The organism is Variovorax sp. 05L425 (assembly GCF_056397705.1).
In genome coordinates, this window is record NZ_JBFTNY010000004.1 from 137,949 (window position 1) to 163,530 (window position 25,582).

The window sequence follows — 25,582 nt, forward strand, 5'->3', positions numbered from 1 at the left end:
ATCGCCGGCTATGTCAGTCTGGGCCCTCGGGTTGAACCACACGACCGCGCCGCTCGACCTGCGCGGTCGTTTCGCGTTCGCCATCGACCAAATCGCTCCGACGCTCCAGAGCCTTCGGCATTCGTTTGGCTCCAACAGGCATCCCGACGTCGAAGCGGCCATCATCTCGACCTGCAACCGCACCGAGATCTACTGCGCCGCCAATCATCTCGCGCTCGACCACACCGTCGACTGGCTCGCCCACAGTGGCGGGGTGTCGCCAGCGCTCCTCCGCTCGCACGCGTACACTCTGCACGACGACCAGGCCGCCCGCCACGCCTTCCGCGTCGCCAGCGGGCTCGATTCCATGGTCCTGGGCGAGGCCCAGATCCTCGGCCAGATGAAGGATGCCGTGCGCGCCGCCGAGACGGCCGGCGCCCTCGGTAGCACGCTGAACCAGCTGTTCCAGCGCTCCTTCGCCGTCGCCAAGGAAGTCCGCACCGCCACTGAAATCGGCGCCCACTCGATCAGCATGGCCGCGGCGGCCGTTCGCCTGGCTGGTCAGCTGTTCGAGGATCTGCAACGCACCCGCGTGCTGTTCGTCGGTGCCGGCGAGATGATCGACCTGGCCGTGACGCACTTCGCGGCCAGGCAACCCAAGTCCATCGTCATTGCCAACCGTACGCTGGAGCGCGGCGAAAAGCTGGCCTCGCGCTTCGGCGGCGAGGCCATGCGGCTGGCCGACCTGCCAGCCCGCCTGGCCGAATTCGACATCGTCGTGAGTTGCACGGCCAGCACCTTGCCGCTGATCGGCCTGGGCGCCGTCGAACGCGCGCTCAAGCTGCGCAAGCACCGCCCGATGTTCATGGTCGACCTTGCTGTGCCGCGCGATATCGAGCCCGAGGTCAAGGCGCTCGAAGACATCTATCTCTACACGGTCGACGATCTCGCGCAAGTCGTGCAGCAGGGGCACGCCAGCCGGCAGGCCGCAGTGGCGCAAGCCGAGGTCATCATCGACGCCGGGGTCCAGAGCTTCATGCATTGGCTGGACCAGCGCGGCACCGTGCCGCTGATCCAGCAACTCAACGCTCAGACCGACGAATGGCGTGCCGCCGAACTGGCGCGGGCGCGCAGGCTGCTTGCCAAGGGAGAGAGCGTCGAAGCCGTACTCGAAGCGCTGTCGCGCGGGCTGACCCAGAAGATGCTCCACGGCGCCCTGGCCGAGTTGCACGCCGGCGACGCCGCCGCGCGCGAACACACGGCGCAGACCATTTCGCGCCTCTTCCTGCGAAACGAACTCCGCAGCGACACGCGCAAAGAGCGTTAGCGACGCCCCTGCTCCGGCGCCGCGCGCCGAACACGCCCTTGCCGCCTTCGCCTTCGCACGCGGCTTGAACCTTTCGCAAACCCGCCCTCTTTCGCCCCTTTCCCGTGAAACCCTTCCTGCGTCAACAGCTCGAGCGCTTTGCGCAACGCCTCGGCGAACTCGACTTCCTGCTTTCGCGGGAGGACATCATGTCCGACATGGCGCAGTACCGCACCATCTCCCGCGAGCACGCGGAAGTCACGCAGATCGCTGGCCGGTACACCCGCTACCTGCAACGCGAGGCGGATCTGGCCGGGGCGCGCGAGATGCTCGACGATCCTGACATGGCCGAGATGGCACAGGAGGAAATCGCGAGCGCCGAAGCGGAGCTGACGCAACTCGAAGATGAACTCCAGCGCCTGCTGCTTCCCAAGGATCCGGACGACGCGCGCAATGCCTTCCTTGAAATCCGCGCCGGCACGGGCGGCGACGAGTCGGCCCTTTTCGCCGGCGACCTCCTGCGCATGTACACGCGCTATGCCGACCGAGTGGGCTGGCGCTGCGAAATCGTCAGCGAAAGCGAAAGCGAACTCGGCGGCTACAAGGAAGTGGTGATTCGCGTCGTCGGCGACGAGGTGTTCGGCAAGCTTCGCTTTGAATCGGGCGGCCATCGCGTGCAGCGCGTGCCTGCCACCGAAACGCAAGGCCGCATCCACACCAGCGCATGCACGGTCGCCGTGCTCGCAGAGCCGGACGAGGCGCAAGCAGTGCAGATCAACCCGGCCGACCTGCGCATCGACACCTTCCGCGCCAGCGGCGCCGGCGGCCAGCACATCAACAAGACCGACTCTGCAGTACGCATCACGCACGTCCCGACGGGCATCGTCGCGGAGTGCCAGGACGATCGCAGCCAGCATCGCAACAAGGCCAAGGCGCTGCAAGTGCTCTCGGCACGCATCCAGGAAAAGGAGCGCAGCGAACGAGCGGCCAAGGATGCTGCGCTGCGCAAGGGGCTCGTCGGCAGCGGCGACCGCAGCGACCGGATCCGCACCTACAACTTTCCTCAGGGGCGGCTCACGGACCATCGCATCAACCTGACGCTCTACAAGCTGCTGGCCATCATGGAGGGCGATCTGGGTGACGTGCTGGACGCCCTGCAATCCGCGCGCGAAGCCGAGCAACTCGCGGAACTCGAAGCCGCCTTGCCAGCGTGAACACAGCGGAAGCCAATTCGCCCTCGACGCCAGCCGCCATGTTGGCTGCAGCGGCCGCCCTGGACATCGACCGGCTGGATGCGCAGCTTCTGTTGCTGCATGTGCTGGGGCGTCCCGCAGATGAACGAGCATGGCTCCTGGCCCATGACACCGACACGTTGGCGGAAGAGGTCTGGCCCGGTTTCGAACGACTGTGTGCCCGGCGAAGGGCAGGCGAGCCGGTGGCCTACCTGGTTGGCGAAAAGGAATTTCACGGGCTCAGCCTGAGAGTCGACGGCCGCGTCCTGGTCCCTCGTCCCGATACGGAAACGCTGGTCGACTGGGCCCTGCAATGCCTGGAAGGGCGGGAGACGCCCTCGGTGCTGGATCTCGGCACCGGCAGCGGCGCCATCGCCCTGGCGATCCAACACGCGCGTCCCGACGCCCACGTGGCGGCAGTGGATGCCAGCGCCGAGGCACTCATGGTGGCGCGCGCGAATGCTGAGCGGCTCGGACTGCCTGTGCGTTTTACGCAGGCAGACTGGCTCGCCGGCGCCGAACGCGGCCTCGACTTGATCGTTTCGAATCCGCCCTACATCGCCCACGGCGACGCGCATCTGGCCGCCCTGCGCCACGAACCACAGGGCGCACTCGTCTCCGGCGACGACGGCCTGGACGACATCCGCCGCATCGTCCAATCAGCGCCCGCGCATCTGAAAGAAGGCGGCTGGCTTTTGCTCGAACACGGCTACGACCAGAGCGAGCCGGTCCGGCAACTGCTGTCTCGACAGGGTTTTTCCGAATCCCAAAGCCGCGACGACCTCGCCGGCATCGCGCGATGTTCCGGCGGGATCTGGCGGGCGGTGAAATAATCCGCCCAGCCCAATTTCAGGAGTCACCCATGTCCGAAGCCCAGCAACGCATTGACGACCTCGTCAAGACCAACGATCTTGTCCTCTTCATGAAGGGCAACGCCAGCTTTCCGATGTGCGGATTCTCGGGTCGCGCGATCCAGATCCTCAAGGCGGTAGGTGTCGACCCCCGAACGCTCAAGACCGTCAACGTGCTGGAAGACGATGCCATTCGCCAGGGCATCAAGGAATACAGCAACTGGCCGACTATTCCGCAGCTCTACGTGAAGGGCGAGTTCGTCGGCGGCTCGGACATCCTCATGGAAATGTACGAATCCGGCGAATTGCAGCAAATGCTGAACAGCAATCCGGCTTGATATTGCTCGCCCCCAGGTTGCCCGCACTCCGTGTCGGGCGCCCACCCCCTGCCGGGGGCAACACCGGCGGCCCGGCTAAGCAGGTTCCGCGGTGTTTCATGAATGGAGACTGAGCATGAGTCACGACCATGGGGATGACGGGCACGCGCATGACGACCCGGCCTGGAAGCACGATGGCGTGCGCGTGATTCCGGGCAATCAGCTTGACACCAACACGGCGCAGACGCCGGGCATGAACCGGGCGGCGGCCATCAACTTTGCGCGCGTCGGCGCGCAGAAGCTGTGGGCGGGGACCGTGACCATTCATGCGAATGCCAAAACCGGTGCACATCACCACGGTCACCTCGAATCGGTGATCTATGTCGTTCGGGGGCGCGCCCGCATGCGATGGGGTGAACAACTGGAGTTCACGGCTGAGGCAGGTCCGGGCGATTTCATCTATGTGCCGCCCTACGTGCCGCACCAGGAAATCAACGCCAGCGAGACCGAAGCCCTCGAATGCGTGCTCTGCCGCAGTGACGGCCAGGCCGTGGCGATCAACCTCGACATTGAGCCTGTCGAGAAGCCCGAGTCGGTTCTATGGGTCGATCCCACGCACCCGCAAGGCGGTATTTGACCTCTTCGCGACAAAACGGCAAATCCGAGAAAACATAGACATCTGCGAACACCGGGCACGGCTTATGCTGTATCCAAGTGTTCGAAACCGGAGGTGTCCATGGATTCCCGCAGTCTCGTCCCCGCGTCGTCGTTCCAGTTGCCGGTCGCCAACCTGCGCAGCGTTTTCCAGACGCACGACGTCGAGCGCAAGCTCGCCAAGCTCCCCGATCGCGACCACGAACACCTGCGGACGACCTACGAACGCATGCTCGAACGCGGCCCCGATCGCTTCCAGGTCAAGCCCAGCGGCGTGCCAGAGATGTCCGGCCTCTACGCGCAACTGCCCAACTTCACCGAAGTGCTCGACGACGTGCGTCGCCACGTGGCGCTCGCCCAGGACAGTCGCGACGGACTCGAAGTCACGCCGATGTTGCTGCTCGGGCCGCCGGGTGTCGGCAAGACCCACTTCGCAAGGAAACTGGCCGACCTGCTGGGTACCGGAATGTCGCTGGTTCCGATGAACTCCATGACAGCCGGCTGGCTGTTGTCCGGTGCATCCTCGCAATGGAAGGGCGCGAAGCCCGGCAAGGTGTTCGAAGCGCTGGTCGACGGCCAGTACGCAAACCCTGTGATGGTCATTGACGAAATCGACAAGGCAGGTGCCGACAGCCAGTACGACCCGCTCGGCGCGCTCTACAGCCTGCTGGAGCACGACACAGCCCACGCGTTCGTCGACGAGTTCGCCGAAATCCCGATCGACGCCAGCCAGGTGATCTGGATTACCACCGCAAATGACGAACGCGGCATTCCCGAGCCCATCCTGAACCGCATGAACGTGTTCGAGATCGAGGCGCCCTCGCCAGAAGCTTCTCGGCAGATTGCGCGCCAACTCTACGCGTCGATCAGGGGTGAGCATGACTGGGGCCGCCTGCTGACCGAAGAACCCTCCGACGATGTACTCGACCAACTCGCAACCCTCGCGCCGCGCGAGATGCGGCGCGCGCTGATGACCGGCTTCGGCAATGCCCGCCTGGCCGGCCGGGGCGAGGTGCGCGTGGAGGATCTTCCACGGGTCAGCACGCCTCGAAGCCGCATCGGTTTCGTGCAATAGAAGCGTGCCGGGTCGACCCGGGATGGAACGCGCCCGGGTCGTGGCACCATGTCGGTCTTCATCGACCGACCCATGACCCTGACCCAAAGCTTGCTGGTCATCGTCGCGCTCATCGCGACGAGCGCCTTCTTCTCCCTCGCCGAAATTTCCCTGGCCGCTTCCCGCCGTCTCCGCCTGCGTCAGATGGCCGACGAAGGCGACGTCCGTGCCGAGCGCGTGATGCGCATCCAGGAGCAGCCGGGCCACTACTTCACCGTGGTCCAGATCGGACTCAACGCCGTCGCGATCCTCGGCGGCGTGGTCGGCGAAGGTTCGCTGAGCCCCTATTACGCGCGCCTGTTCGAGCTTTGGCTCAGCGTCGAGGCCGCGCAGACTGCGGCCTTCCTCGCTTCGTTCATCACGATCATCGCGGTCTTCCTCGTGTTTGCCGACCTGTTTCCCAAACGGCTCGGCATGAGCAGCCCCGAGCGGCTTGCGGTGCGGATGGTCGGCCCGATGCAGGTGCTGATCACCACCTTCAAGCCGCTGGTCTGGTTCTTCACGGTCAGCACCGATGTGCTTTTCAAGCTGCTCGGCATGCCGATGCAGCGCGACGAAAAGATCACCTCGGCCGACATCCTCGCGATGACTGAAGCTGGCGCGCGCGCGGGCGTTCTGGCGCAGCGGGAGCAGCAGGTGATCGCCAACGTGTTCGAGCTCGACACCCGACTGGTGAGCAGCGTGATGACTTCGCGCGACCGCATCGCCTGGTTTCTTCGGGACGACCCGGAGACGGTGCTGCGCGCGCGCATCGTGGCCGAACCCTTTTCCGCCTACCCCGTGTGCGACGGCGAGATCGACCATGTGCTCGGCTACGTCGACAGCAAGGACATGTTCCAGCGCGTGCTGAGCGATCAGCCGCTCTCCTTCGACCATGGTCTGCCGCTTCACAAGGCGCTCGTCATTCCCGACAGACTGTCGCTGACCGAGGTGCTCGAACAATTTCAACAGGCCCACGAGGACTTCGCGATCATCGTGAACGAATACAGCCTGGTGGTCGGCGTGATCACGCTCAATGACGTGATGAGCACCGTGATGGGCGACCTGGTCGGCGATCAGGACGAAGAACAGCAGATCGTGAAGCGCGACGAGAACTCGTGGCTGATCGACGGCGTGACGCCGATTCAGGACGTCCAGCGGGCGCTCGACATCGAGGAACTGCCACATCCGGACGAGTACGAAACGCTCGCCGGCTTCCTCATGGTGATGCTCCGCCGCGTTCCCAAGAGAACCGACAGCGTCAGTTGGGCGGGCTACACCTTCGAAGTGATGGACGTGGACAGCTACCGCATCGACCAGGTGATGGTCACCCGCACGGCCGCGATGACGGCCAAGGCCTGAGCCTCAGTCCGGCCTGATGTCCTTGCGCGGATCCTTGAACACCCAGAGCCGCTGATTCGCAAAGACAGCATCCGGATAGGGCGACTTGCCACGGCTGCCGTTGTAGCGACCGAGCGTCATGAACAAATCGCCGGATTCACGGTCGAGGTAGTGACGCAGGATCACGCAGCCGAAGCGCAGATTGGTCTGCATGTGGAAGAGCTTGGATGGATCGCCGTCGCCGATCACGCGGGTCCAGAAGGGCATGACCTGCATGTAGCCCCGGGCGCCGACGCTCGACACCGCAAACTTGCGGAAGTTGCTTTCCACCTGGATCAACCCGAGCACGAGGCTGACGTCCAGGCCAGCGCGACGCGCTTCGTACCAGACGGTTTGCAGGAATTCCTTCCGCGTCGGCCAGTCGGGCAGTTTCTTCTTGAGCCGTTCGCTCATTTCGCCGAGCCATCGCAAGTACACGAGGCGGGATTCTGTGTCCTTGAATTCCGGGATCGGCGGCGCGTTGTTACGGATGGCCGACGTCAGCGCGGTGCGCACGGAATCGATCAGCGGTTCCTCGATCTGCGCACCGGCGATGGCCTCGCGCGGCAGCACCAGGGACAGCGCCCCGCAGGCGGCGGCGCCCAGACAGAGGCGCCGCGAAAGCCCGGACGCTTCTATGGACGCCGTCAGGCTCATGCAGCAGCCAGCTTGCCGGCAATGAAATCCGCGATGCCGCCCATCGGCACCTTGGTCGCGGCGGTTTCACGGCGATGTTGGTACTCGAACTGGCCTTCCTTCAGCCCGCGATCGGAGATCACGACGCGATGCGGCACGCCGATCAGTTCCCAATCAGCGAACATCGCGCCGGGGCGTTCGCCGCGGTCGTCGAGCAGCACATCGACGCCGGCAGCCAGGAGTCGCTCATAGAGAGCTTCGGCTGCCGCCTTCACGTCGGCGCTGCGGTCCATGCCGATCGGGCAGACCACGACGGTGAATGGCGCGATCGCATCGGGCCAGATGATGCCCCGCTCGTCGTTGTTTTGCTCGATCGCCGCGGCTGGTAGCCGGGTGATTCCGATGCCGTAGCAACCCATCTCGAGAAACTGCGGCTTGCCGGCCTCGTCGAGGAAGGTCGCATTCATCGGCTTGCTGTACTTGGTGCCGAGCACGAAGACGTGGCCGACCTCGATGCCACGTTCGATCGCCAGGATGCCCTTTCCGTCGGGGGACGGGTCGCCAGCGACGACATTGCGGATGTCGGCCACGGCGTCGGGCTCCGGCAGGTCGCGACCCCAGTTCACGCCGGTGATATGGAAATCGACTTCGTTGGCGCCGCAGATCCAGTCGGCCATCACCGCAACCTCGCGGTCCGCGACGATCTTGACCGCCTGCTTGAGATTCAGCGGCCCCAGATAGCCCGGCTTGCTGCCGAAGTGGTCCTCGATCTCGGTGACGGTTGCAAAGCGGAAGCCCTGGTCGAGGCCCGGCACCTTGCCCACCTTGATCTCGTTCATCTCATGGTCGCCGCGAACCAGCAGCAGCCATACCTGGACGCCCTTGATGTTGCCCGCCGCGTCCAGTGTGTCGGTCGCCAAGACCAGCGATTTCACGGTTGTCGAGAGCGGCACGCCCAGCAATTCAGCCACGTCCTCGCAGGTGCTCTTGCCCGGCGTAGGTGTCTTCGTCAGGGGCTTCGTCGCCGCGCCGCGCGGCCCGGCCGGTGCAAGGGCCTCGGCTTTTTCCATGTTCGCGGCGTAGTCGCTGTCGGGGCAATAGACGATCGCGTCCTCACCCGTCGCCGCGATCACCTGGAATTCCTGGCTCACGTCACCGCCGATCGCACCGCTGTCCGCCGCCACAGCTCGGTAGCGCAGGCCGAATCGGTCGAAGATCTTCCGGTAGGCGTCGGCCATCACCTTGTAGCTGGCCTTCGCGCCTTCGAGGTCTCGATCGAAGCTGTACGCGTCCTTCATGATGAACTCGCGCCCACGCATCAGGCCGAAGCGCGGTCGGCGCTCGTCGCGGAACTTGGTCTGGATCTGGTACAGGTTCTTCGGCAGCTGCTTGTAGCTGCGAATTTCCTGGCGCGCGATATCGGTCACGACCTCTTCGCTCGTCGGCTGGATGACGAACGAGCGCTCGTGACGGTCCTTGATGCGCAGGAGTTCGAGGCCGTAGCCCTGAAAGCGCCCGCTCTCTTCCCAGAATTCGGCGGGCTGAACCACGGGCATGGTCAGCTCAACTGCACCCGCCCGGTTCATTTCTTCCCGGACGATCGCCTCGACCTTGCGTATGACCCGCAGGCCCATCGGCATATAGGTATAGATGCCGGTGCCGAGCTTCTTGATCATGCCAGCACGCATCATGAGACGGTGGCTCGCGACTTCGGCGTCGGCTGGCGCTTCCTTGAGGGTGGAGATAAAGAATCGGGAAGCTTTCATCGGTCACGCAAAGAAAGAATACGGGCAGGGGGTTGGTGGCAGGGCGGAAGGCCCGGAACCGGCCGCTTGCCGTACGCAAGCCGGCAGGCATAATCGACTCAGTTCAAAAATTGGGGTTTGATTATGCTCGACCGGGACGGCTTCAGGCCCAACGTCGGCATCATCCTGCTCAACCAGAGAAACCAGGTTTTCTGGGGTAAGCGTATTCGTACACACTCCTGGCAGTTTCCTCAAGGCGGCATCGATCGCGGCGAAAGTCCCGAGCAGGCGATGTTCCGGGAACTGCATGAGGAAGTGGGTCTCCACCCGGAGCATGTGCGCATCGTGGCCCGTACCCGTGACTGGTTGCGCTACGAGGTGCCGGATCGGTTCATCCGCCGTGACGCGCGCGGCCATTACAAAGGCCAGAAGCAGATCTGGTATTTGCTGCAATTGATCGGTCACGACTGGGATCTGAACCTGCGCGCCACAGATCATCCCGAGTTCGACGCCTGGCGCTGGCATGACTACTGGGTCCCGTTGGACGTGGTGGTCGAATTCAAGCGCGGCGTCTATGAGATGGCATTGACCGAACTCGCCCGCTACCTGCCTCGGCAGGATTTCCGCAACCGGTTCCTGCGCAGCAATGTGCGCGCGCGCGAATTCGAGCGCCATCCGCCCGGCCCGGGCCATGAACCGACCTTCGAACTGCCGCCCGGCGCCAGCTTCGACCCGAATCCGAATGCCAACCTTGCGAACGACTCTCCCTCGACCAGCGACCCGTTTCATGCTCCGCGCTAGCTGGCGAATCGCCCTCGCCTGCATTCTTGGCGCTTCGAGCCTCGCCCACGCCCAGTTGTTTGAGGATGCCGACTGGAAGGAATCCGAAGTGCCACCGCCCCCGGCTTTCAGCCAGGACAAGCTGATCGGCATCGACATGCCACGCTACATGAGCCTGAAGTTCGGCGTCGATCCCGCGACCATCAAGGTGACACGCGATGGCGTGGTGCGCTATGTGGTCGTCGCATCCAACCGCGAAGGCGGCGGATTCAATGCCTTCTACGAAGGCGTGCGGTGCGCGACCGACGAGCACAAGACCTACGCACGCTTCATCAATGGAGCATGGGAGCAGCAGGTCGATCCCGAATGGAGGCGTTTCAGCGAACGAAGCGCACGCTACGTCTACGCGTTGGCTACACAGGGACTGTGTCGCGGGCATGCCCCGCGGGCCTCAGTGAACGAAATGGTTCGCAACTTGACGACACCGGTCCGCGAGGTCGAGTGATCGGTCAGTGGCCGTCGGGCATCAACACCATGTTGTCCCGATGGACCATCTCGGCTTCGGCGACATAGCCCAGGAGCCGCTCGAATTCCATCGATGGCTTGCGACAGAGCATGCGAGCCTCGACACTTGAGTAGTTGGCAAGGCCCCGCGCGAGTTCGACTCCCCGGTCATCGCGTATCGCAATCACGTCGCCGCGCGAGAACTCGCCTTCGACGCTCGTCATGCCGATCGGGAGCAGGCTCTTGCCCTCGCCACGCACCTTGGCCGCCGCGCCCGCATCCACCGACACAGCGCCACGCAGCTGAAGGTGGTCGGCCATCCAGCGCTTCCGCGCCTGATGCTTGGCGGTTTGCGCGAGCAAAAGCGTGCCGATAGGCTCGCCGCACGTCAGCCGCAGCAGAGCATCAGGCTCGCGGCCCCAGGCGATCACAGTCGACGCACCGGACCCCGCCGCACGCTTGGCCGCAAGGATTTTTGTGATCATGCCGCCGCGGCCGATGCTGCTGCCGGCTCCACCGGCCATGACCTCGAGCGCCGGGTCGCCCGCTGCCGCTTCGTGCACGAAGCGGGCATCAGGATCCTTGCGCGGGTCGGCAGTGAAAAGGCCCTTCTGGTCCGTCAAGATGACCAGCGCGTCGGCCTCGACCAGGTTGGCAACCAACGCGCCAAGGGTGTCGTTGTCGCCGAACTTGATTTCGTCGTTGACGACCGTGTCGTTCTCGTTGATGACCGGCACCACACCGAGCGCAAGCAAGGTAACGAGGGTGGAACGCGCATTGAGATAGCGTTCACGGTCCGCGAGATCTGCGTGCGTCAACAACACTTGCGCGCTGCCGATACCGTTTTCGCGCAACTTGGTTTCATAGACTTGCGCCAGGCCCATCTGGCCAACTGCCGCGGCTGCCTGCAGCTCATGAATCTCATGCGGGCGAACACGCCAACCCAGTCGCTTCATGCCTTCGGCGATCGCGCCACTCGACACCATCACGACCTCCCGGCCATCGCGGACCAGCGTTGCAAGTTGGCGGCACCATTCACCAATGGCGCTCTCATCCAGGCCACGCCCTTCATTGGTGACCAGGCTAGAGCCCACTTTGACAACAATGCGACGTGCGTCACGGAGTGCGGCTGAACCAGAACTTGAGGTCATGGAGCTATGGCTAACTTGATGGCTACTGGACTGTCCGTCCTCGGATGGACTCACGAAAAGCGCGGATCGATCTCAGTCGGCGGCTGCTCGGCCACCTGCTGAGCCTTGACGTGCTGGTAGATCGCCTGAACCAACGGCTCGCACCCTTCGCGGGTGAGCGCAGAAATCTCGAAAACCGGCCCCTTGAAACGCAATCTCTTGACGAAATCCTTGACGCGCGTGGCACGCTCGTCGACGGGGATCATGTCGAGCTTGTTCAGCACCAGCCAGCGAGGCTTTTCGTAGAGAGCGGCATCGTATTTCTTCAGCTCGCCGACGATCGCCTTGGCCTGCGCCACCGGATCGACTCCCTCGTCGAACGGTGCGAGGTCGACCACGTGCAGAAGCAAACGAGTGCGCTGAAGATGACGCAAAAAGAGATGACCAAGGCCAGCACCTTCCGATGCACCTTCGATCAATCCTGGGAGGTCGGCCACGACAAAGCTCTGCTCCGGACCGACGCGGACGACGCCGAGATTGGGATGCAACGTTGTAAAGGGATAGTCAGCGATGCGCGGCCGCGCGTTGGAAATGGCGCTGATGAGCGTTGATTTGCCGGCGTTCGGCATGCCTAGCAGGCCGACATCTGCCAAAACCTTGAGTTCGAGCTTGAGGTTCTTCTTCTCGCCAGGCCAGCCCGGGGTCTTCTGCCGCGGGGCGCGATTGATGGCGCTCTTGAATCGCATGTTGCCGAAACCACCGTCACCGCCCTTGGCAATCGTGATCACCTCGCCCGGCGCCAACAGCTCATAAAGCACCTCGCCGGTCTCTGCATCGGAAATGATCGTTCCGACCGGCATCTTGAGCGTGATGTCTTCGCCGGCGGCGCCGAACATGTCCGAGCCCATCCCGTGCTGCCCTCGCTTCGCTTCGTGGCGGCGCGAAAACCGGAAGTCGACCAGGGTATTCAGGTTTGAGTCCGCCACCGCGAACACGTGGCCACCCCGCCCTCCGTCGCCGCCGTTCGGCCCGCCGAATTCCTTGTACTTCTCATGACGGAACGACACGCAGCCGTTGCCGCCGTCGCCGGCAGCAACGTCGATGAAGGCCTCGTCCACGAACTTCATGAGATATCCAGTTTACAAATGAAGAAGCCCCGGCAAAGCGGGGCTCCGAAAAGATCGAAGTGACAGGCTTAGGCCGGAGTCACGTTGACCGTGTGCTTGTTGAGTGCGCCCTTGGTGCCGAAAGACACATGGCCGTCCACCAGCGCAAATAGCGTGTGGTCCTTGCCCACGCCGACATTGATGCCAGGGTGGAATTGCGTGCCGCGTTGGCGCACGATGATCGAGCCTGCACTGATCAATTCGCCGCCGAAGGCCTTAACACCGAGCATTTTGGGCTTCGAATCACGCCCGTTCCGCGTAGAGCCGCCGCCTTTTTTCTGTGCCATGGAATCAGCTCCTTAGCCGGCGATCGCGCCGATTTGCAGTTCAGTGAACTGCTGGCGATGGCCTTGACGTTTCTGATAGTGCTTACGACGACGCATCTTGAAGATGCGAACCTTGTCGTGCTTGCCGTGCGACAGCACCGTGGCTGTCACCGATGCGCCGGACACCAGGGGCGTACCGACCTTGATTGCGCTGCCGTCGCCGACTGCGAGAACTTGGTCGATCACGATTTCCTGGCCTACGTCCGCAGCAATCTGTTCTACTTTAATTTTCTCGCCGGAAGCAACGCGATACTGCTTGCCGCCGGTTTTTATGACCGCGTACATGTGGACCTCTTGGGAAAAGATGGCTCTACGGCAAATTCCGCAGAGCCCAAGATTCTAGCACGCATGCGGCCTGACTACACCCATCATTCCAAGGTGCGAGGCCATTAATCCTTTGGTCTCCCTATAATCGGCGACTTCCGGCCAAGCGCCATCGTCGCACCTCTCGCAGCGCGCAAGCGCCCTCGCCTTGTCAGTTCCCGCCGCAGACACCTCCCCCGCCGCCAACGTCCTCAGCCTGATTGCAGAAGATATGGCCGGGGTCGATCTTGTGATCGCCCGCCGGCTCGATACTGGCGTGCCGCTCGTGAGCCAGGTGTCGAAGTACATCATTTCCGCGGGCGGCAAACGACTGAGGCCCGCATTGCTCCTCCTCATGGCTGGCTCGCTGGGTTATCAGGGGGAGCAACGCTTCAACTTGGCTGCCGTCGTGGAATTTATCCACACGGCGACGCTGTTACACGATGACGTCGTCGACGAATCGACGCTTCGCCGCGGCCGACCGACAGCCAATGAATCCTTTGGAAACCCCGCGAGCGTACTCGTGGGTGACTTCCTGTACTCCCGCGCGTTCCAAATGATGTTGGACGCCAACGACATCCGGGTCATGGAGATACTCGCCGAGGCGACCAATGTCATCGCCGAAGGGGAAGTGCTCCAACTGATGAACATGCATGACGCCTCGCTCAACGAGGAAGCTTATCTCAGGGTGATTCGCTCCAAGACCGCCAAGTTGTTCGAGGCAAGCACTCGGCTTGCGGCGGTACTCGCCAAGGCAACGCCCGAAGTCGAGGAGGCGTGCGCCACCTACGGCCAAGCGCTCGGCACGGCCTTCCAAGTCATCGATGATGTCTTGGATTACGCCGGCGACGCGAGCGAGACAGGCAAGAACGTGGGAGATGACCTTCGCGAAGGCAAGACCACACTTCCCTTGATTCTCGCCATGCAACGCGGCACGTCGCATCAACGAGATTTCATCCGCGCGGCCATAGAAGCCGGAGATACGACACAGTTGCCGCGGATCGTGGAAATCGTGCGGGAAACGGGCGCTCTTGAAGCCACGAGAGACGCTGCAGCGGCAGAGGCTCAGCGTGCGATGGACGCACTTCGTGGTTTTCCTGCAAATTCGCACTCCGCCGGTTTGCTACAATTAGCGGCTCAGTTGCTTGAGCGACGCGCCTAAGTCACCACGAAGGACGACTCTCTTTTCTTGCAACCATCGGGGTGTAGCTTAGCCTGGTAGAGCGCTACGTTCGGGACGTAGAGGCCGGAGGTTCGAATCCTCTCACCCCGACCAGATTCCCGCTAGGAATATCAAAAAACACCTAGCGTCGAGCATTGAATGCCAGCCTTGCAATGGGGCATGGGAGCGGAGTCTCCGTCTTTCGGCAACGTCATTCAACCCACCCCGCGCTTCTTCGGTCTGCTGATAAGATGCCTTTCCCTTTTAAGAGGTTAGAGGCTTCAATCCTCGCTGAGCCGACCAGCCTTTTGAGCTGCAAGTGCCAAATGCTCCGCGATCACCGATCGCGAAGAGGTTTACAGCCCCTGGGTGATCAGCGATGATCGTGAAGCACTTTTTCACGTTTTTTACATTGTTGAATGGCCGCTGCCGAACCCCTAGTCAAAGAAAGCTCGCCTGTCGCCCTTCCGGGACTGGCGCGCGCCTTGGTCTCGGCTGGAAAGCTCCCCGCCAAAGTTGCGGAAGACATCTATCAGAAGTCCCTTAGCGGGCGCACCAGCTTCATTGCGGAGTTGACCGGCACAGGTGCGGTCTCGGCGGCCGATCTGGCGCACACGCTATCGAGCGCCTTTGGTGCGCCGCTGCTCGATCTCGACGCCATCGATCCGCAGCGTCTCCCCAAAGACTTGCTTGACACCAAGCTTTGCCAGGCCTACCGAGTCGTTGTCCTTAGCAAGCGCAATAACCGTCTCATTGTCGCAACAGCCGATCCCTCCGATCAGCAGGCAGCTGAAAAGATCAAGTTCGCGTCGCAAATGGGCGTTGACTGGGTCATCGCGGAGTACGACAAGCTCTCTCGCATGATCGAAGCGGCGGCCGTCACGGCCTCCGAAACGATCGACAGCATCATCGGCGCTGAGTTCGAGTTCGACGAGATTTCGACGGACACACCAGGTGAGACTCCCGACCAAGCCGTTGCCGAAGTCGAGGATGCGCCGGTCGTCCGGTTTCTTCACAAGATGCTGCTCGACGCGTTCAGCATGCGCGCGTCCGATATTCACTTCGAGCCCTACGAACACAACTACCGTGTTCGCTTCCGCATCGACGGCGAACTGCGCGAAATCGCAAGTCCGCCGACCGTCATCAAGGACAAGCTGGCCTCGCGCATCAAGGTCATCTCAAGACTGGATATATCCGAGAAGCGCATTCCCCAGGACGGGCGAATGAAGCTCAAGATCGGTCCCGAGCGGGTCATCGATTTCCGGGTGAGCACGCTGCCAACCCTGTTCGGCGAAAAAATCGTCATCCGTATTCTTGACCCGAGCAGTGCACGACTAGGCATCGACGCGCTCGGCTACGACGCCGACGAAAAAGAGCGCTTGCTGCAAGCCATCGCCCGCCCTTACGGCATGGTGCTGGTCACAGGGCCCACGGGTTCGGGCAAGACAGTGTCGCTGTACACCTGTCTGAACATGCTCAACAAACCGGGCGTCAACATCGCGACGGCAGAAGACCCATCCGAAATCAATCTGCCAGGCGTGAATCAGGTCAATGTCAACGAGAAGGCGGGCCTGACTTTCGCGACAGCGCTACGTGCCTTCCTGCGGCAGGATCCCGACATCATCATGGTTGGCGAAATTCGTGACCTCGAGACGGCCGACATTTCAATCAAGGCGGCGCAGACGGGCCACCTGGTACTTTCAACCCTGCACACCAACGACGCGCCCACCACGCTGACGCGGATGCGCAACATGGGTATTGCGCCCTTCAACATCGCTTCCAGCGTGATCCTGATCACCGCGCAGCGCCTTGCTCGGCGCTTGTGCACCGTATGCCGCGCCCCCGCAGACGTGCCCAAACAGGCATTGATCGACGCGGGTTTCAAGGATCATCAAGTCGACGGCACCTGGAAGCCATACCACCCGGTCGGATGCTCCGCCTGCAATGGCGGCTACAAGGGCCGCGTCGGCATCTACCAAGTGATGCCGATCAGCGAGGAGATCCAGAAGATCATTCTTCGCGACGGATCTTCGCTGGATATCGCCAAGCAGGCGGAGGCCGAGGGCGTGCGTTCGCTGCGCCAATCCGGGTTGAAGAAAGTTATGCAGGGACTGACGTCACTTGAAGAAGTGGTCGCGGTCACCAACGAATAGCACCGAGAAGCGGAGAATCAATGGCAACGGCAGCAGCATCAAACCGAACGCTCAAGGAATACATCTTCGAGTGGGAGGGAAAGGACCGCAGCGGGAAGACAGTCCGCGGCGAGGTACGGGCCGCTGGCGAAAACCAGGTGCAGGCCGCTCTGCGGCGCCAGGGTGTGCTGACGACGAAGATCAAGAAGCGTCGGATGCGCTCCGGCAAGGCGATCAAGCCGAAGGACATCGCGATCTTCACCCGCCAATTGGCCACCATGATGAAGGCGGGCGTACCCTTGCTGCAGGCCTTCGACATCGTGGGCCGCGGCAACGCCAATCCGAGCGTGGCAAAACTGCTCAACGACATCCGCAGCGACGTGGAAACTGGTACCTCGCTGTCCTCCGCGTTTCGCAAGTTTCCAAAGTATTTCGACAATCTCTATTGCAATCTGGTCGAGGCCGGCGAGGCCGCCGGTATTCTTGAAGACCTGCTCGATCGTCTGGCCACCTATATGGAGAAGACCGAGGCGATCAAGTCGAAGATCAAGTCGGCCCTGATGTATCCGACCTCGGTGATCGTGGTTGCTTTCGTGGTGGTGGCCATCATCATGATTTTCGTGATCCCCGCATTCAAGCAGGTGTTCACCTCCTTCGGCGCAGACCTGCCCGCCCCGACCCTGATCGTCATGGGCATCAGCGAATTCTTCGTTTCCTACTGGTGGTTGATCTTCGGCGTCGTCGGCGGCGGCACTTACTTTTTCCTCCAGGCATGGAAGCGCAACGAGCGCGTTCAGAAGGTCATGGACCGCCTTCTCCTTCGTCTGCCGATATTCGGTGCGCTGATCGACAAGTCGTGCGTTGCGCGCTGGACGCGAACACTTGCCACCATGTTTGCCGCGGGCGTCCCGCTGGTCGAAGCGCTCGATTCAGTGGGCGGCGCATCCGGCAACTCGGTCTACGCGGAAGCGACGACCAAGATCCAGCAGGAAGTGTCGACCGGAACAAGCCTGACTACGGCAATGACCAACGCCAACCTGTTCCCTTCGATGGTCTTGCAGATGACCGCCATTGGAGAGGAATCAGGCTCCATTGATCACATGCTGGGCAAGGCGGCCGACTTCTACGAATCTGAGGTCGACGACATGGTCGCAGGCCTCTCGAGCCTGATGGAACCCATCATCATCGTGTTCCTCGGCGTCATCATCGGCGGCATCGTGGTTTCGATGTACCTGCCCATCTTCAAGCTCGGCCAAGTCGTCTGATGCTGGTTTCGCACGGGGTGGACGCCGCGTTGGCCGGCTTGCTCGGGTTGTTGATCGGCAGCTTTCTCAATGTCGTGATCTATCGACTGCCCAAGATGCTCGAACAGCAATGGGCTGCGGACTGCGCCAGCTTGAACGAATCGGAGCCACCTCCCGCGGAGCGGTTCAACCTGATGGTGCCGCACTCGCGCTGTCAGAAATGCAGCCATGTGATTCGCTGGTACGAAAACATTCCGGTTCTCAGCTATGTGTTCCTGCGCGGCAAATGCTCGGCATGCAAAACGCCGATCAGCCTGCGCTATCCGTTGGTCGAAATAGTGACCGCGGCGTTGTTCGCGTGGTGTGTCTGGCGCATGCCGGGCACGTTTGGCAGCCTTGCATGGTGCGGCTTCGCGGCGGCGCTCCTGGCATTGGCGCTGATCGACTGGGATACGACCCTCCTCCCCGACGACATCACGCTGCCGTTGCTGTGGGCGGGCCTGCTGGCCTCCATCGCTGGCTTCACGGGAATTTCGGTCACCAACGCCGTCTGGGGTGCCGTTGCCGGCTATTGTTCGCTCTGGGCAGTCTATTGGCTGTTCAAGCTGACGACCGGAAAGGAAGGCATGGGCTACGGCGACTTCAAGCTGTTTGCCGCTTTCGGTGCATGGTTCGGGTGGCAAGCGTTGGTACCGATCATCCTGATGGCTTCGGTCATTGGCGTGATCGTCGGTCTCGCACTCAAGATCAATAGCAAACTGCGCGAAGGCGGCTATGTGCCTTTCGGGCCGTTCCTGGCAGGGGCTGGCTTCACCGCCATGGTCTTCGGCCCCGATGCGATCCTCCGAGTGGTGGGCCTTTAGGGGCCCGCGAACCATGCGCATCGGCCTGACCGGAGGCATAGGAAGCGGCAAAAGCACCGTCGCGTCCATGCTGGTCCTTCTGGGCGCACATCTGGTCGACACCGATGCCATCGCAAGAGCGATGACCGCGCCGCGCGGCGCGGCCATGCCGGCGCTCGAGGCGGAATTCGGTCCGTCCATCATCACGCCGGACGGCAGCATGGACCGAGCGCGCATGAGGGAAATTGCGTTCCTCGACCCCATGGCCAAGAAGCGCCTGGAAGCCATCCTGCATCCCTTGATCGGCGCCGAGTGCGAACGCCAGGCCGCCTCGGCGGCCGTAGGGCAACCCATCGTGTTCGACGTGCCGTTGCTGGTCGAATCAAGGCGCTGGCGCGGAATCGTCGATCGCGTTCTGGTGATCGATGCGACCGAGCAAACACAACTGGAACGCGTGGTCGCCCGGTCGGGTTGGACGCCCAATGCGGTTCGCTCGGTGATCGCCCAACAGGTCGATCGCGCCTTGCGCAGGGCGGCGGCCGACGCCGTGATCTACAACGAGAGTTTGAGCTTGGCGGAACTCTCTTCCAACGTACGGGGTCTCTGGGAGCGGTGGGTGGTCGCGGGCACGCGATAATCCCCGGTTAGCCGGCCCATGCGCCGGACAACAAGAAAGCGGCGCACAAGTAAGCCCCGCGAGACAGCCCCAAAGATGCTCTTCAATTCATACGCGTTCATCTTCTGCTATTTCCCGATCGTCCTTTTCGGGTTCTTCCTCATCGGAAAGCGAAATGCGCGCGCTGCGGCCGGTTTCCTCGCGCTGGCATCACTGTTCTTCTACGGTTGGTGGAGCGTCAATGCCGTCCCGCTGCTGGTCGGATCGATCTGCTTCAACTACTGGGCAGGACTGCGCCTGACGAACGGACCCGGGCGCACCGAGTCCGGTAGAAAGCGCATGCTGATCATCGCGTTGGTGGTCAATCTTGGCGTGCTCGCCACGTTCAAGTACGCGAACTTCTTCGTCAGCAATGTGAATGAAGGGCTTGCCGCGGCCGGCTTCGCGCCATTGCCGTTGCTGCACATTGCTCTGCCAATCGGCATCTCCTTCTATACGTTCACGCAGATTGCATTCCTGGTCGATTGCTGGCAGGACAAGGTCCACGAACGCAGCTTCGTGCACTACGTGCTCTTTGTCACGTACTTCCCGCACCTGATTGCGGGCCCCGTGCTGCATCACGCGCAAATGATGCCCCAGTTCGCCAACCCGGCGACTTATCGAGTGGACTTGAACAAGGTCGCACTGGGCCTCGCGATCTTCGTGTTCGGTCTGGCCAAGAAGCTGCTCATCGGCGACAAGATGGGCGAATATGCCGACCTCATGTTCACCGGCGTCCACAACGGTGCCGTGCCTACGCTTTACACCGCATGGCTCGGTGTGCTCGCCTACACCCTGCAGATCTACTTCGACTTTTCGGGGTATTCGGACATGGCGGTGGGCCTGTCGCTGTGCCTGGGCGTGGAACTACCGCTCAACTTCAACTCTCCGTACAAGTCGACCAGCCTCATCGAATTCTGGCGCCGCTGGCACATTTCGCTTTCGACGTTCCTTCGCGACTACCTCTACGTTCCTCTGGGCGGCAATCGCAAGGGGCCGGCGCGTCGATACCTGAATCTCTTCATCACGATGCTGCTCGGCGGTCTCTGGCATGGCGCGGCCTGGACTTTCGTGATCTGGGGCGCCCTGCACGGCGCATTTCTCGCCGTCAACCACCTCTGGAACGCCAAGGTGCGTCGCAATTCCAAGCCGGGCCGCCCGGCACGCGTTCTTGGCTGGTTCCTGACCTTCGTCTTCGTGATGATCGCCTGGGTCGTCTTCCGCGCGGAAAGCATGCATGCCGCGATCGAGATCTACAAGGGCATGCTTGGAATGCACGGCGCGCCGCTCGTGGCCTTCGAGGAGTTCGGCCGCGTTCCGTCTCGCAAGCCCGAGTTCTTCCAGACGATGCTGGTCGGACTCTTCATCTGCCTCGCCTTGCCACCGACCATCACGCTGCAGCGTTGGGTCCCGCAGGCGCAGGCCCTGGCCGGTCGCCCACGTGCCGCGACGGTTTTCACCGCACTCATGGCACTGGTGACCGTGATTCTTTTCGGCCTTTGCGTGTCGAGGCTGGGTACCTACAGCCCATTCCTCTATTTCCAGTTCTGATATGACGCCCGCAAAACTTTGGTTGCAGATCTTCGCGGCAGGCTTCGCCGTGATCGTCGCGATGCTGATCGTCACTTTGAGCACGACCATCCCCTATGGCGATTTGTCGAGGATCGGATTGGTCTCCGATCACGAGTTCGGTTGGCAGTTGGAACCGCCCCACGTCGATCCTCGATATCTTCGAGGCTCGCCCATCACGGATGCGGACATTCTGGTGCTCGGCGACAGCTACTCAATGACATACCGTTGGCAATCGGTGCTCACGAAGCAGGGTTACCGGATCTCAACGGTCTATTGGGGCGAGCTAGGCGAATCGCTGTGCGATGACTTCGATGCATGGCTTGATCGCGCGGGCTTCCGGGGCAAGCTGGTCGTGATCGAAAGCTCCGAACGCTTGCTCAACGATCGACTTGTCAACACGCAGAAATGCGCCAAGATGCTCAAGCCAATCGAGCCCCTGGCCAAGCCCTTCTTCGAAAATCCCGAACACCCGCCCGGATTCGCCCTCAACTGGACGGCAAAGCTGACATCGGGCTATACAACTTACCGGAATACTCGCGCGGCGAAGAAATCGGACGGTGCCACGCTGGCCAGCAACGTGACATGGGTGCGCCCCGTGCCCGACGGCTGCTCCATGTTCAGCAATCGATATTGCGAGAAGGCATTGTTCTTCAGGGACGACGTCGACAACGGCGAGCTAACCATTGAGAACGTCGCGCAGATGGAGGCCTTCAACAAGGCCCATCCGAGCCGCTCGATCATGTGGATGGTGATTCCCAACAAGACGACAACCTACGTCATGCCGGATCATTCGAAAGATTTTGTGACAGCCTTCACTCAAGCAGGGCTGGGGCCGGACCTTTTTACCTTTGCCAGGGAGCAGAGGAAGAAGATCCGCGACTTCTTTTTCCCCAACGACACGCACCTGTCGATGCATGGACAGTTGGCGGTTGGCCAGATCATGCTCGAGGCAGTCCGCAAGATCGTGCCGCAACCGCCGGCGAAGCCATCTTGAGGCTATCATCGTCTCTGATCGGAAGCCGTCACGCGTGATTCTTTACGAGTACCCATTCAACGAGCGCATCCGGACCTATTTGCGGCTGGAGCACCTGTTCCGCCGTCTTGGTGAACTGGTGCCTGCCGATTCGGCCCTGCTGCATCACTACGCGCTCGTCACGATCTTCGAGATCATGGACGTGGCGGCCCGTGCCGATCTCAAGGCCGACGTCCTCAGAGATCTCGACAAACACAAGAACGTATTCAACAGCTATCGCGGCAACCCGGCGATCGCCGAATCGGTGCTGGATCAGGTCGTCAGCAAGCTTGAGAGCAACTTCACGACGCTCAATACCGTGCCGGGCAAGGCGGGCCAAGCCTTGACCGAGAACGAGTGGCTGATGAGCATTCGCAGCCGTGCAAGCATCCCAGGCGGCACTTGTGAATTCGATCTGCCAGCTTACTTCGCCTGGCAGAACGGCCGCCCCACTGAGCGACGCGCAGATCTGGAACGTTGGTCGTCGACGCTGGCGCCGCTGGCCGAGTCGATCTATCTGTTGTTGAAGTTGCTGCGCGATGCGGACGTGCCCTACAAAGTCATGGCGGCGCATGGGCAATTCCAGCAGACGCTCCCGCAGGGCCGCAGCTTTCAGTTGCTCCGTCTGAAGATCGATCCCAAACTCGGCCTTATCCCTGAAATCAGTGGAAATCGCTTGATGGTGTCTGTGCGTCTCATGCGACAGGAAGCCGACGACCGCTTGCACCAGAGCACCGACGACACGCCATTCGAGCTGACCCTTTGCGCATGAGCCCCGAGAATTCTTTTGGCGAGCGTATCGTCAGGTGTCCGGCGTGTGGGCAGGACAGCATCTACGCGCCGCGCAACCCTTACCGTCCGTTCTGCAGTGCTCGCTGCAAGGGGATCGATCTCGGCGCCTGGGCGAGTGAAGAATTCAGGATGCCGGCAGAAACGCCGCCCGACGACGATCCATTCGGCGATCCCAAGCGCCAATGATGATGGATTGACCACCAGCCTACGGGCCCTCGTTGGCTGGCCCCGTCGGCTTTCCGGTCAGGTGACCTTGGACTGACCCCGCTCCTCAGCGAGCCATTCCAGGACCGGCAGCGCCCCCGGCAACACCGGTGCCACATCGAGCGGCAATTGCTGCCAACACATCGATTGGCCTTCGCGCATTTCGAAGTCACCTGCCCAGGCCGTGACCTTGCACCAATGCAGCCTTACGAGCGCGTGCGGATAGTCGTGCTCGGTCACCTTCCAGATGACCGCCCCTTTGATCGTGATTCCAAGCTCCTCGTGGAGCTCGCGTCGCAACGCCTGTTCGACCGTCTCGCCGACTTCGATCTTGCCGCCCGGAAACTCCCAATACCCCGCGTAAGGCTTGCCTTCCGGTCGCGTCGACAGCAGCAGCGCATCGTCTTCGCGGATGAGAATGCCGACGGCGACCTCAGTGTGCTTGCGTGGCGTCGTGGTCTCGGACATCAGGCTCGTCCAGCGTAGTCGCGCGCAAACTGGTACGCGACGCGTCCACTGCGCGAGCCTCTTTCGAGTGCCCATACCAAGGCCTCGGGGCGCGCTGCCTCGATGGCCTTCGCGTCGACGCCAAATGACGAAAGCCATTGCGCGACGATCGTCAGGTACTCGTTCTGGCTGAACGGGTAGAAGCTCACCCAGAGACCGAAGCGCTCGGAGAGAGAGATCTTCTCCTCGATCACTTCGCCAGGATGCACCTCGCCATCCTCGGTGTGGGTGTAGCTCAGGTTGTCCTTCATGTACTCGGGCAGCAAATGACGCCGGTTGCTGGTCGCGTAGATCAGAACGTTCGGCGTGGCCGCCGCGATCGATCCGTCCAGGATCGACTTCAGAGCCTTGTAACCCGGCTCGCCCTCGTCGAAGCTCAAGTCATCGCTGAAGACGATGAACTTCTCCGGCCGGTTCGAGACCACTTCGATGATGTCAGGCAGATCCGTCAATTCGGCCTTGTCGACCTCGATCAGGCGCAGACCCTGCGGCGCATAGGCATGGAGACACGCGCGGATCAACGACGACTTTCCAGTGCCCCGGGCACCGGTCAGCAGAACGTTGTTGGCCGGCTTGCCTTCGACGAACTGGCGGGTGTTGCGCTCGATTTTTTCCTTCTGGGCGTCGATTTCCTTCAACGCGTCGAGTGGCATCTTGGCAACGTGACGCACCGGCTCCAACGTGCCATGGCCGGAGCTGCGGCGGCGATAGCGCCATGCGATGGACGCATTCCAGTCGGCGGGGGCCGCCAGTGGTTGGGGGAGGATCGATTCGATGCGACCAATCAGTTGCTCGGCGCGTTCGATCAGGCGTTCGAACTTCTCGTTCATGACCGGTAGTCGGCGTTGATCGACACGTAGTCGTGGCTGAGATCGCAAGTCCAGACCGTATCCGCAGCATTGCCGCGACCCAGCACGATGCGCACCAGGATCTCGCTCTGCTTCATGACGCGCTGGCCGTCTTCTTCACGGTAGGACGGATTGCGGCCGCCCTTGACCGCCACATGCACGTCGTCGAGATAAAGGTCGATGCCCGTCTGGTCCAGGTCGACGATGCCGGCGTAGCCGACGGCCGCAAGAATGCGCCCAAGGTTGGGGTCGCTCGCAAAAAACGCCGTCTTGACCAGCGGCGAATGCGCGACCGCATAGGCCACCTGCCGGCACTCGGCCCCATCACGACCGCCTTCGACGCGAATCGTGATGAACTTGGTCGCCCCTTCACCGTCACGCACGATGGCTTGCGCCAGTTGGCGGGCAACGTTTTGCATGGCCTCCAGCAGGGCACGCCCTTCGGCGGAATCGAGGGAGGTGATGGTGTCGTGCGCCGCCTTCTGCGTGGCGATGACCACGAAGGAATCGTTGGTCGACGTGTCGCCGTCAATCGTCACCCGGTTGAAGGATGCATCGGCCAGCGCCCCGGCGAGCGGTTGGATCAGCGATGCATCGATCTTCGCGTCGGTCGCCATGAATCCGAGCATGGTCGCCATGTTCGGACGGATCATTCCGGCGCCCTTGCTGATACCGGTGATGGTGACAGTCGCGCCACCAATGCGTACTTGCTGGCTGAAGGCCTTGGGCACGGTGTCGGTGGTCATGATGCCTTCTGCGGCGCGCGCCCAGTTCGCGGGTGCGGCGTCGGCCAGGGCGGCAGGCAGCCCGGCTTCGATCCTGTCGATCGGAAGCGGCTCCATGATCACGCCAGTGGAAAAGGGCAGGATTTGTTCCGGCGCCAGGTTCAGCTCGCGGGCGAGCGCAATACACGTCGCCCGAGTGCGCGCCAAACCGTCTTCGCCCGTTCCGGCATTCGCATTGCCGGTGTTGATCAGCATCGCGCGAATCCCGAAATTCTTCTCCAGGTGATCACGGCAGACCTGGACCGGCGCCGCGCAAAAGCGGTTCTGCGTGAACACACCTCCCACGGCGGCGCCCTCATCGATCAGCACCACCGTCAGGTCCTTGCGATTGGCCTTGCGCACACCGGCTTCGGCGACGCCGATGCGGACACCTGGAACCGCGTGCAGCGCTGAGGGATCGGGGGCGGAGAGATTCACGGGCATGG

The 25,582-nt window shown here is 62.1% G+C and carries 27 protein-coding genes and 1 tRNA gene; 19 read left to right on the forward strand and 9 right to left on the reverse strand.

Annotation, left to right across the window (positions count from 1 at the left end; translation table 11 throughout):
• The first annotated feature begins 10 nt into the window (after nucleotides 1-10).
• The 7 genes from hemA (at nucleotide 11) to paeA (ending at nucleotide 6,794) form a co-directional block, all read left to right on the forward strand.
• Nucleotides 11-1,306, forward strand: a complete 1,296-nt coding sequence (gene hemA, locus AC1DN9_RS06445; protein WP_478098378.1) for a glutamyl-tRNA reductase — start codon at nucleotides 11-13, stop codon at nucleotides 1,304-1,306.
• A gap of 104 nt (nucleotides 1,307-1,410) precedes the next feature.
• The gene (gene prfA / locus AC1DN9_RS06450) at nucleotides 1,411-2,499 is read left to right on the forward strand and encodes a peptide chain release factor 1 (protein WP_478098380.1); all 1,089 of its coding nucleotides are present in this window, start codon (nucleotides 1,411-1,413) and stop codon (nucleotides 2,497-2,499) included.
• Nucleotides 2,500-2,537: 38 nt separating this feature from the next.
• The gene (gene prmC, locus AC1DN9_RS06455; protein ID WP_478098382.1) at nucleotides 2,538-3,350 is read left to right on the forward strand and encodes a peptide chain release factor N(5)-glutamine methyltransferase; all 813 of its coding nucleotides are present in this window, start codon (nucleotides 2,538-2,540) and stop codon (nucleotides 3,348-3,350) included.
• A gap of 29 nt (nucleotides 3,351-3,379) precedes the next feature.
• A complete protein-coding gene (grxD, locus tag AC1DN9_RS06460) occupies nucleotides 3,380-3,706 on the forward strand; it encodes a Grx4 family monothiol glutaredoxin (RefSeq protein WP_478098384.1) in 327 nt (108 codons plus the stop codon).
• Between the two features lie 115 nt (nucleotides 3,707-3,821).
• The gene (locus tag AC1DN9_RS06465) at nucleotides 3,822-4,322 is read left to right on the forward strand and encodes a cupin domain-containing protein (protein ID WP_478098386.1); all 501 of its coding nucleotides are present in this window, start codon (nucleotides 3,822-3,824) and stop codon (nucleotides 4,320-4,322) included.
• Between the two features lie 99 nt (nucleotides 4,323-4,421).
• On the forward strand, nucleotides 4,422-5,414 hold the full coding sequence (locus tag AC1DN9_RS06470) for an AAA family ATPase (RefSeq protein WP_478098388.1): 993 nt from the start codon (nucleotides 4,422-4,424) through the stop codon (nucleotides 5,412-5,414).
• A 72-nt stretch (nucleotides 5,415-5,486) separates the two neighbouring features.
• Nucleotides 5,487-6,794: a polyamine export protein PaeA gene (gene paeA / locus AC1DN9_RS06475; RefSeq protein ID WP_478098390.1), complete on the forward strand. Its 1,308-nt coding sequence runs from the start codon at nucleotides 5,487-5,489 to the stop codon at nucleotides 6,792-6,794.
• 3 nt (nucleotides 6,795-6,797) lie between these two features.
• Here paeA and AC1DN9_RS06480 read toward each other — a convergent pair whose 3' ends face one another.
• Entirely contained in the window at nucleotides 6,798-7,469 is a 672-nt protein-coding gene (locus AC1DN9_RS06480) for a lytic transglycosylase domain-containing protein (protein WP_478098392.1), read from the reverse strand.
• Nucleotides 7,466-9,214: a proline--tRNA ligase gene (locus tag AC1DN9_RS06485; protein WP_478098394.1), complete on the reverse strand. Its 1,749-nt coding sequence runs from the start codon at nucleotides 9,212-9,214 to the stop codon at nucleotides 7,466-7,468. The genes AC1DN9_RS06480 and AC1DN9_RS06485 overlap by 4 nt, the downstream gene beginning before the upstream one ends.
• A 123-nt stretch (nucleotides 9,215-9,337) precedes the next feature.
• On the opposite strand from AC1DN9_RS06485, the gene AC1DN9_RS06490 reads away from it, so the two are divergent.
• Nucleotides 9,338-9,994: an RNA pyrophosphohydrolase gene (locus tag AC1DN9_RS06490; protein WP_478098716.1), complete on the forward strand. Its 657-nt coding sequence runs from the start codon at nucleotides 9,338-9,340 to the stop codon at nucleotides 9,992-9,994.
• Nucleotides 9,981-10,478, forward strand: a complete 498-nt coding sequence (locus tag AC1DN9_RS06495; protein WP_478098396.1) for a CNP1-like family protein — start codon at nucleotides 9,981-9,983, stop codon at nucleotides 10,476-10,478. Before AC1DN9_RS06490 ends, AC1DN9_RS06495 begins: the two co-directional genes overlap by 14 nt.
• A gap of 4 nt (nucleotides 10,479-10,482) precedes the next feature.
• Here the strand turns inward: AC1DN9_RS06495 and proB are convergent, their stop codons facing one another.
• From proB to rplU, 4 genes are all read right to left on the reverse strand, one after another.
• Nucleotides 10,483-11,628 (reverse strand): glutamate 5-kinase, encoded by a 1,146-nt coding sequence (gene proB / locus AC1DN9_RS06500; RefSeq protein WP_478098397.1) that lies wholly within the window; start codon nucleotides 11,626-11,628, stop codon nucleotides 10,483-10,485.
• 50 nt (nucleotides 11,629-11,678) lie between these two features.
• Nucleotides 11,679-12,734 carry an Obg family GTPase CgtA gene (gene cgtA / locus AC1DN9_RS06505; protein WP_478098399.1) on the reverse strand — a complete coding sequence of 352 codons (1,056 nt, stop codon included), beginning with the start codon at nucleotides 12,732-12,734 and terminating at the stop codon, nucleotides 11,679-11,681.
• A 68-nt stretch (nucleotides 12,735-12,802) separates the two neighbouring features.
• Nucleotides 12,803-13,060 (reverse strand): 50S ribosomal protein L27, encoded by a 258-nt coding sequence (gene rpmA, locus AC1DN9_RS06510; protein WP_478098401.1) that lies wholly within the window; start codon nucleotides 13,058-13,060, stop codon nucleotides 12,803-12,805.
• Between the two features lie 12 nt (nucleotides 13,061-13,072).
• The gene (gene rplU, locus AC1DN9_RS06515) at nucleotides 13,073-13,384 is read right to left on the reverse strand and encodes a 50S ribosomal protein L21 (protein ID WP_093105742.1); all 312 of its coding nucleotides are present in this window, start codon (nucleotides 13,382-13,384) and stop codon (nucleotides 13,073-13,075) included.
• A gap of 187 nt (nucleotides 13,385-13,571) precedes the next feature.
• On the opposite strand from rplU, the gene AC1DN9_RS06520 reads away from it, so the two are divergent.
• From AC1DN9_RS06520 to AC1DN9_RS06565, 10 genes are all read left to right on the forward strand, one after another.
• A complete protein-coding gene (locus AC1DN9_RS06520) occupies nucleotides 13,572-14,564 on the forward strand; it encodes a polyprenyl synthetase family protein (protein WP_478098405.1) in 993 nt (330 codons plus the stop codon).
• A 37-nt stretch (nucleotides 14,565-14,601) separates the two neighbouring features.
• Nucleotides 14,602-14,678, forward strand: a tRNA-Pro gene (locus AC1DN9_RS06525).
• Between the two features lie 305 nt (nucleotides 14,679-14,983).
• A complete protein-coding gene (gene pilB / locus AC1DN9_RS06530; RefSeq protein WP_478098407.1) occupies nucleotides 14,984-16,717 on the forward strand; it encodes a type IV-A pilus assembly ATPase PilB in 1,734 nt (577 codons plus the stop codon).
• A 20-nt stretch (nucleotides 16,718-16,737) separates the two neighbouring features.
• Nucleotides 16,738-17,961: a type II secretion system F family protein gene (locus AC1DN9_RS06535; RefSeq protein WP_478098409.1), complete on the forward strand. Its 1,224-nt coding sequence runs from the start codon at nucleotides 16,738-16,740 to the stop codon at nucleotides 17,959-17,961.
• Entirely contained in the window at nucleotides 17,961-18,803 is an 843-nt protein-coding gene (locus tag AC1DN9_RS06540; RefSeq protein WP_478098412.1) for a prepilin peptidase, read from the forward strand. Before AC1DN9_RS06535 ends, AC1DN9_RS06540 begins: the two co-directional genes overlap by 1 nt.
• 13 nt (nucleotides 18,804-18,816) lie before the next feature.
• Nucleotides 18,817-19,419, forward strand: coding sequence for a dephospho-CoA kinase (gene coaE, locus AC1DN9_RS06545; RefSeq protein WP_478098414.1), 603 nt, complete (start codon nucleotides 18,817-18,819; stop codon nucleotides 19,417-19,419).
• A 75-nt stretch (nucleotides 19,420-19,494) separates the two neighbouring features.
• Nucleotides 19,495-20,988 carry an MBOAT family O-acyltransferase gene (locus tag AC1DN9_RS06550; protein ID WP_478098416.1) on the forward strand — a complete coding sequence of 498 codons (1,494 nt, stop codon included), beginning with the start codon at nucleotides 19,495-19,497 and terminating at the stop codon, nucleotides 20,986-20,988.
• Nucleotide 20,989: 1 nt separating this feature from the next.
• Nucleotides 20,990-22,003: an alginate O-acetyltransferase AlgX-related protein gene (locus AC1DN9_RS06555; protein ID WP_478098418.1), complete on the forward strand. Its 1,014-nt coding sequence runs from the start codon at nucleotides 20,990-20,992 to the stop codon at nucleotides 22,001-22,003.
• Nucleotides 22,004-22,037: 34 nt separating this feature from the next.
• On the forward strand, nucleotides 22,038-22,793 hold the full coding sequence (gene zapD, locus AC1DN9_RS06560) for a cell division protein ZapD (protein ID WP_478098718.1): 756 nt from the start codon (nucleotides 22,038-22,040) through the stop codon (nucleotides 22,791-22,793).
• On the forward strand, nucleotides 22,790-22,999 hold the full coding sequence (locus AC1DN9_RS06565) for a DNA gyrase inhibitor YacG (protein ID WP_478098420.1): 210 nt from the start codon (nucleotides 22,790-22,792) through the stop codon (nucleotides 22,997-22,999). Before zapD ends, AC1DN9_RS06565 begins: the two co-directional genes overlap by 4 nt.
• Nucleotides 23,000-23,056: 57 nt before the next feature.
• Here the strand turns inward: AC1DN9_RS06565 and AC1DN9_RS06570 are convergent, their stop codons facing one another.
• Genes AC1DN9_RS06570 through argJ form a run of 3 tightly spaced genes read right to left on the reverse strand, consistent with a single transcriptional unit; the run spans nucleotide 23,057 to nucleotide 25,580 of the window.
• Nucleotides 23,057-23,485, reverse strand: a complete 429-nt coding sequence (locus AC1DN9_RS06570) for an NUDIX domain-containing protein (RefSeq protein WP_478098422.1) — start codon at nucleotides 23,483-23,485, stop codon at nucleotides 23,057-23,059.
• Complete coding sequence (locus AC1DN9_RS06575; protein WP_478098424.1) at nucleotides 23,485-24,354, reverse strand: ATP-binding protein; 870 nt, start codon at nucleotides 24,352-24,354, stop codon at nucleotides 23,485-23,487. The genes AC1DN9_RS06570 and AC1DN9_RS06575 overlap by 1 nt, the downstream gene beginning before the upstream one ends.
• The gene (gene argJ, locus AC1DN9_RS06580) at nucleotides 24,351-25,580 is read right to left on the reverse strand and encodes a bifunctional glutamate N-acetyltransferase/amino-acid acetyltransferase ArgJ (protein WP_478098426.1); all 1,230 of its coding nucleotides are present in this window, start codon (nucleotides 25,578-25,580) and stop codon (nucleotides 24,351-24,353) included. The genes AC1DN9_RS06575 and argJ overlap by 4 nt, the downstream gene beginning before the upstream one ends.
• Nucleotides 25,581-25,582 lie beyond the last annotated feature (2 nt).

What these genes read in the sequence shown, in the direction of transcription:
- hemA (WP_478098378.1), top strand. Translation starts at nt 11, where the DNA reads ATGTCAGTCTGGGCCCTCGGGTTGAACCACACGACCGCGCCGCTCGAC.
- prmC (WP_478098382.1), top strand. Translation starts at nt 2,538, where the DNA reads ATGTTGGCTGCAGCGGCCGCCCTGGACATCGACCGGCTGGATGCGCAG.
- grxD (WP_478098384.1), top strand. Translation starts at nt 3,380, where the DNA reads ATGTCCGAAGCCCAGCAACGCATTGACGACCTCGTCAAGACCAACGAT.
- AC1DN9_RS06465 (WP_478098386.1), top strand. Translation starts at nt 3,822, where the DNA reads ATGAGTCACGACCATGGGGATGACGGGCACGCGCATGACGACCCGGCC.
- AC1DN9_RS06470 (WP_478098388.1), top strand. Translation starts at nt 4,422, where the DNA reads ATGGATTCCCGCAGTCTCGTCCCCGCGTCGTCGTTCCAGTTGCCGGTC.
- paeA (WP_478098390.1), top strand. Translation starts at nt 5,487, where the DNA reads ATGACCCTGACCCAAAGCTTGCTGGTCATCGTCGCGCTCATCGCGACG.
- AC1DN9_RS06480 (WP_478098392.1), bottom strand. Translation starts at nt 7,469, where the DNA reads ATGAGCCTGACGGCGTCCATAGAAGCGTCCGGGCTTTCGCGGCGCCTC.
- AC1DN9_RS06485 (WP_478098394.1), bottom strand. Translation starts at nt 9,214, where the DNA reads ATGAAAGCTTCCCGATTCTTTATCTCCACCCTCAAGGAAGCGCCAGCC.
- AC1DN9_RS06490 (WP_478098716.1), top strand. Translation starts at nt 9,338, where the DNA reads ATGCTCGACCGGGACGGCTTCAGGCCCAACGTCGGCATCATCCTGCTC.
- AC1DN9_RS06495 (WP_478098396.1), top strand. Translation starts at nt 9,981, where the DNA reads ATGCTCCGCGCTAGCTGGCGAATCGCCCTCGCCTGCATTCTTGGCGCT.
- proB (WP_478098397.1), bottom strand. Translation starts at nt 11,628, where the DNA reads ATGACCTCAAGTTCTGGTTCAGCCGCACTCCGTGACGCACGTCGCATT.
- cgtA (WP_478098399.1), bottom strand. Translation starts at nt 12,734, where the DNA reads ATGAAGTTCGTGGACGAGGCCTTCATCGACGTTGCTGCCGGCGACGGC.
- rpmA (WP_478098401.1), bottom strand. Translation starts at nt 13,060, where the DNA reads ATGGCACAGAAAAAAGGCGGCGGCTCTACGCGGAACGGGCGTGATTCG.
- rplU (WP_093105742.1), bottom strand. Translation starts at nt 13,384, where the DNA reads ATGTACGCGGTCATAAAAACCGGCGGCAAGCAGTATCGCGTTGCTTCC.
- pilB (WP_478098407.1), top strand. Translation starts at nt 14,984, where the DNA reads ATGGCCGCTGCCGAACCCCTAGTCAAAGAAAGCTCGCCTGTCGCCCTT.
- AC1DN9_RS06535 (WP_478098409.1), top strand. Translation starts at nt 16,738, where the DNA reads ATGGCAACGGCAGCAGCATCAAACCGAACGCTCAAGGAATACATCTTC.
- AC1DN9_RS06540 (WP_478098412.1), top strand. Translation starts at nt 17,961, where the DNA reads ATGCTGGTTTCGCACGGGGTGGACGCCGCGTTGGCCGGCTTGCTCGGG.
- coaE (WP_478098414.1), top strand. Translation starts at nt 18,817, where the DNA reads ATGCGCATCGGCCTGACCGGAGGCATAGGAAGCGGCAAAAGCACCGTC.
- AC1DN9_RS06550 (WP_478098416.1), top strand. Translation starts at nt 19,495, where the DNA reads ATGCTCTTCAATTCATACGCGTTCATCTTCTGCTATTTCCCGATCGTC.
- AC1DN9_RS06555 (WP_478098418.1), top strand. Translation starts at nt 20,990, where the DNA reads ATGACGCCCGCAAAACTTTGGTTGCAGATCTTCGCGGCAGGCTTCGCC.
- AC1DN9_RS06565 (WP_478098420.1), top strand. Translation starts at nt 22,790, where the DNA reads ATGAGCCCCGAGAATTCTTTTGGCGAGCGTATCGTCAGGTGTCCGGCG.
- AC1DN9_RS06570 (WP_478098422.1), bottom strand. Translation starts at nt 23,485, where the DNA reads ATGTCCGAGACCACGACGCCACGCAAGCACACTGAGGTCGCCGTCGGC.
- AC1DN9_RS06575 (WP_478098424.1), bottom strand. Translation starts at nt 24,354, where the DNA reads ATGAACGAGAAGTTCGAACGCCTGATCGAACGCGCCGAGCAACTGATT.
- argJ (WP_478098426.1), bottom strand. Translation starts at nt 25,580, where the DNA reads ATGCCCGTGAATCTCTCCGCCCCCGATCCCTCAGCGCTGCACGCGGTT.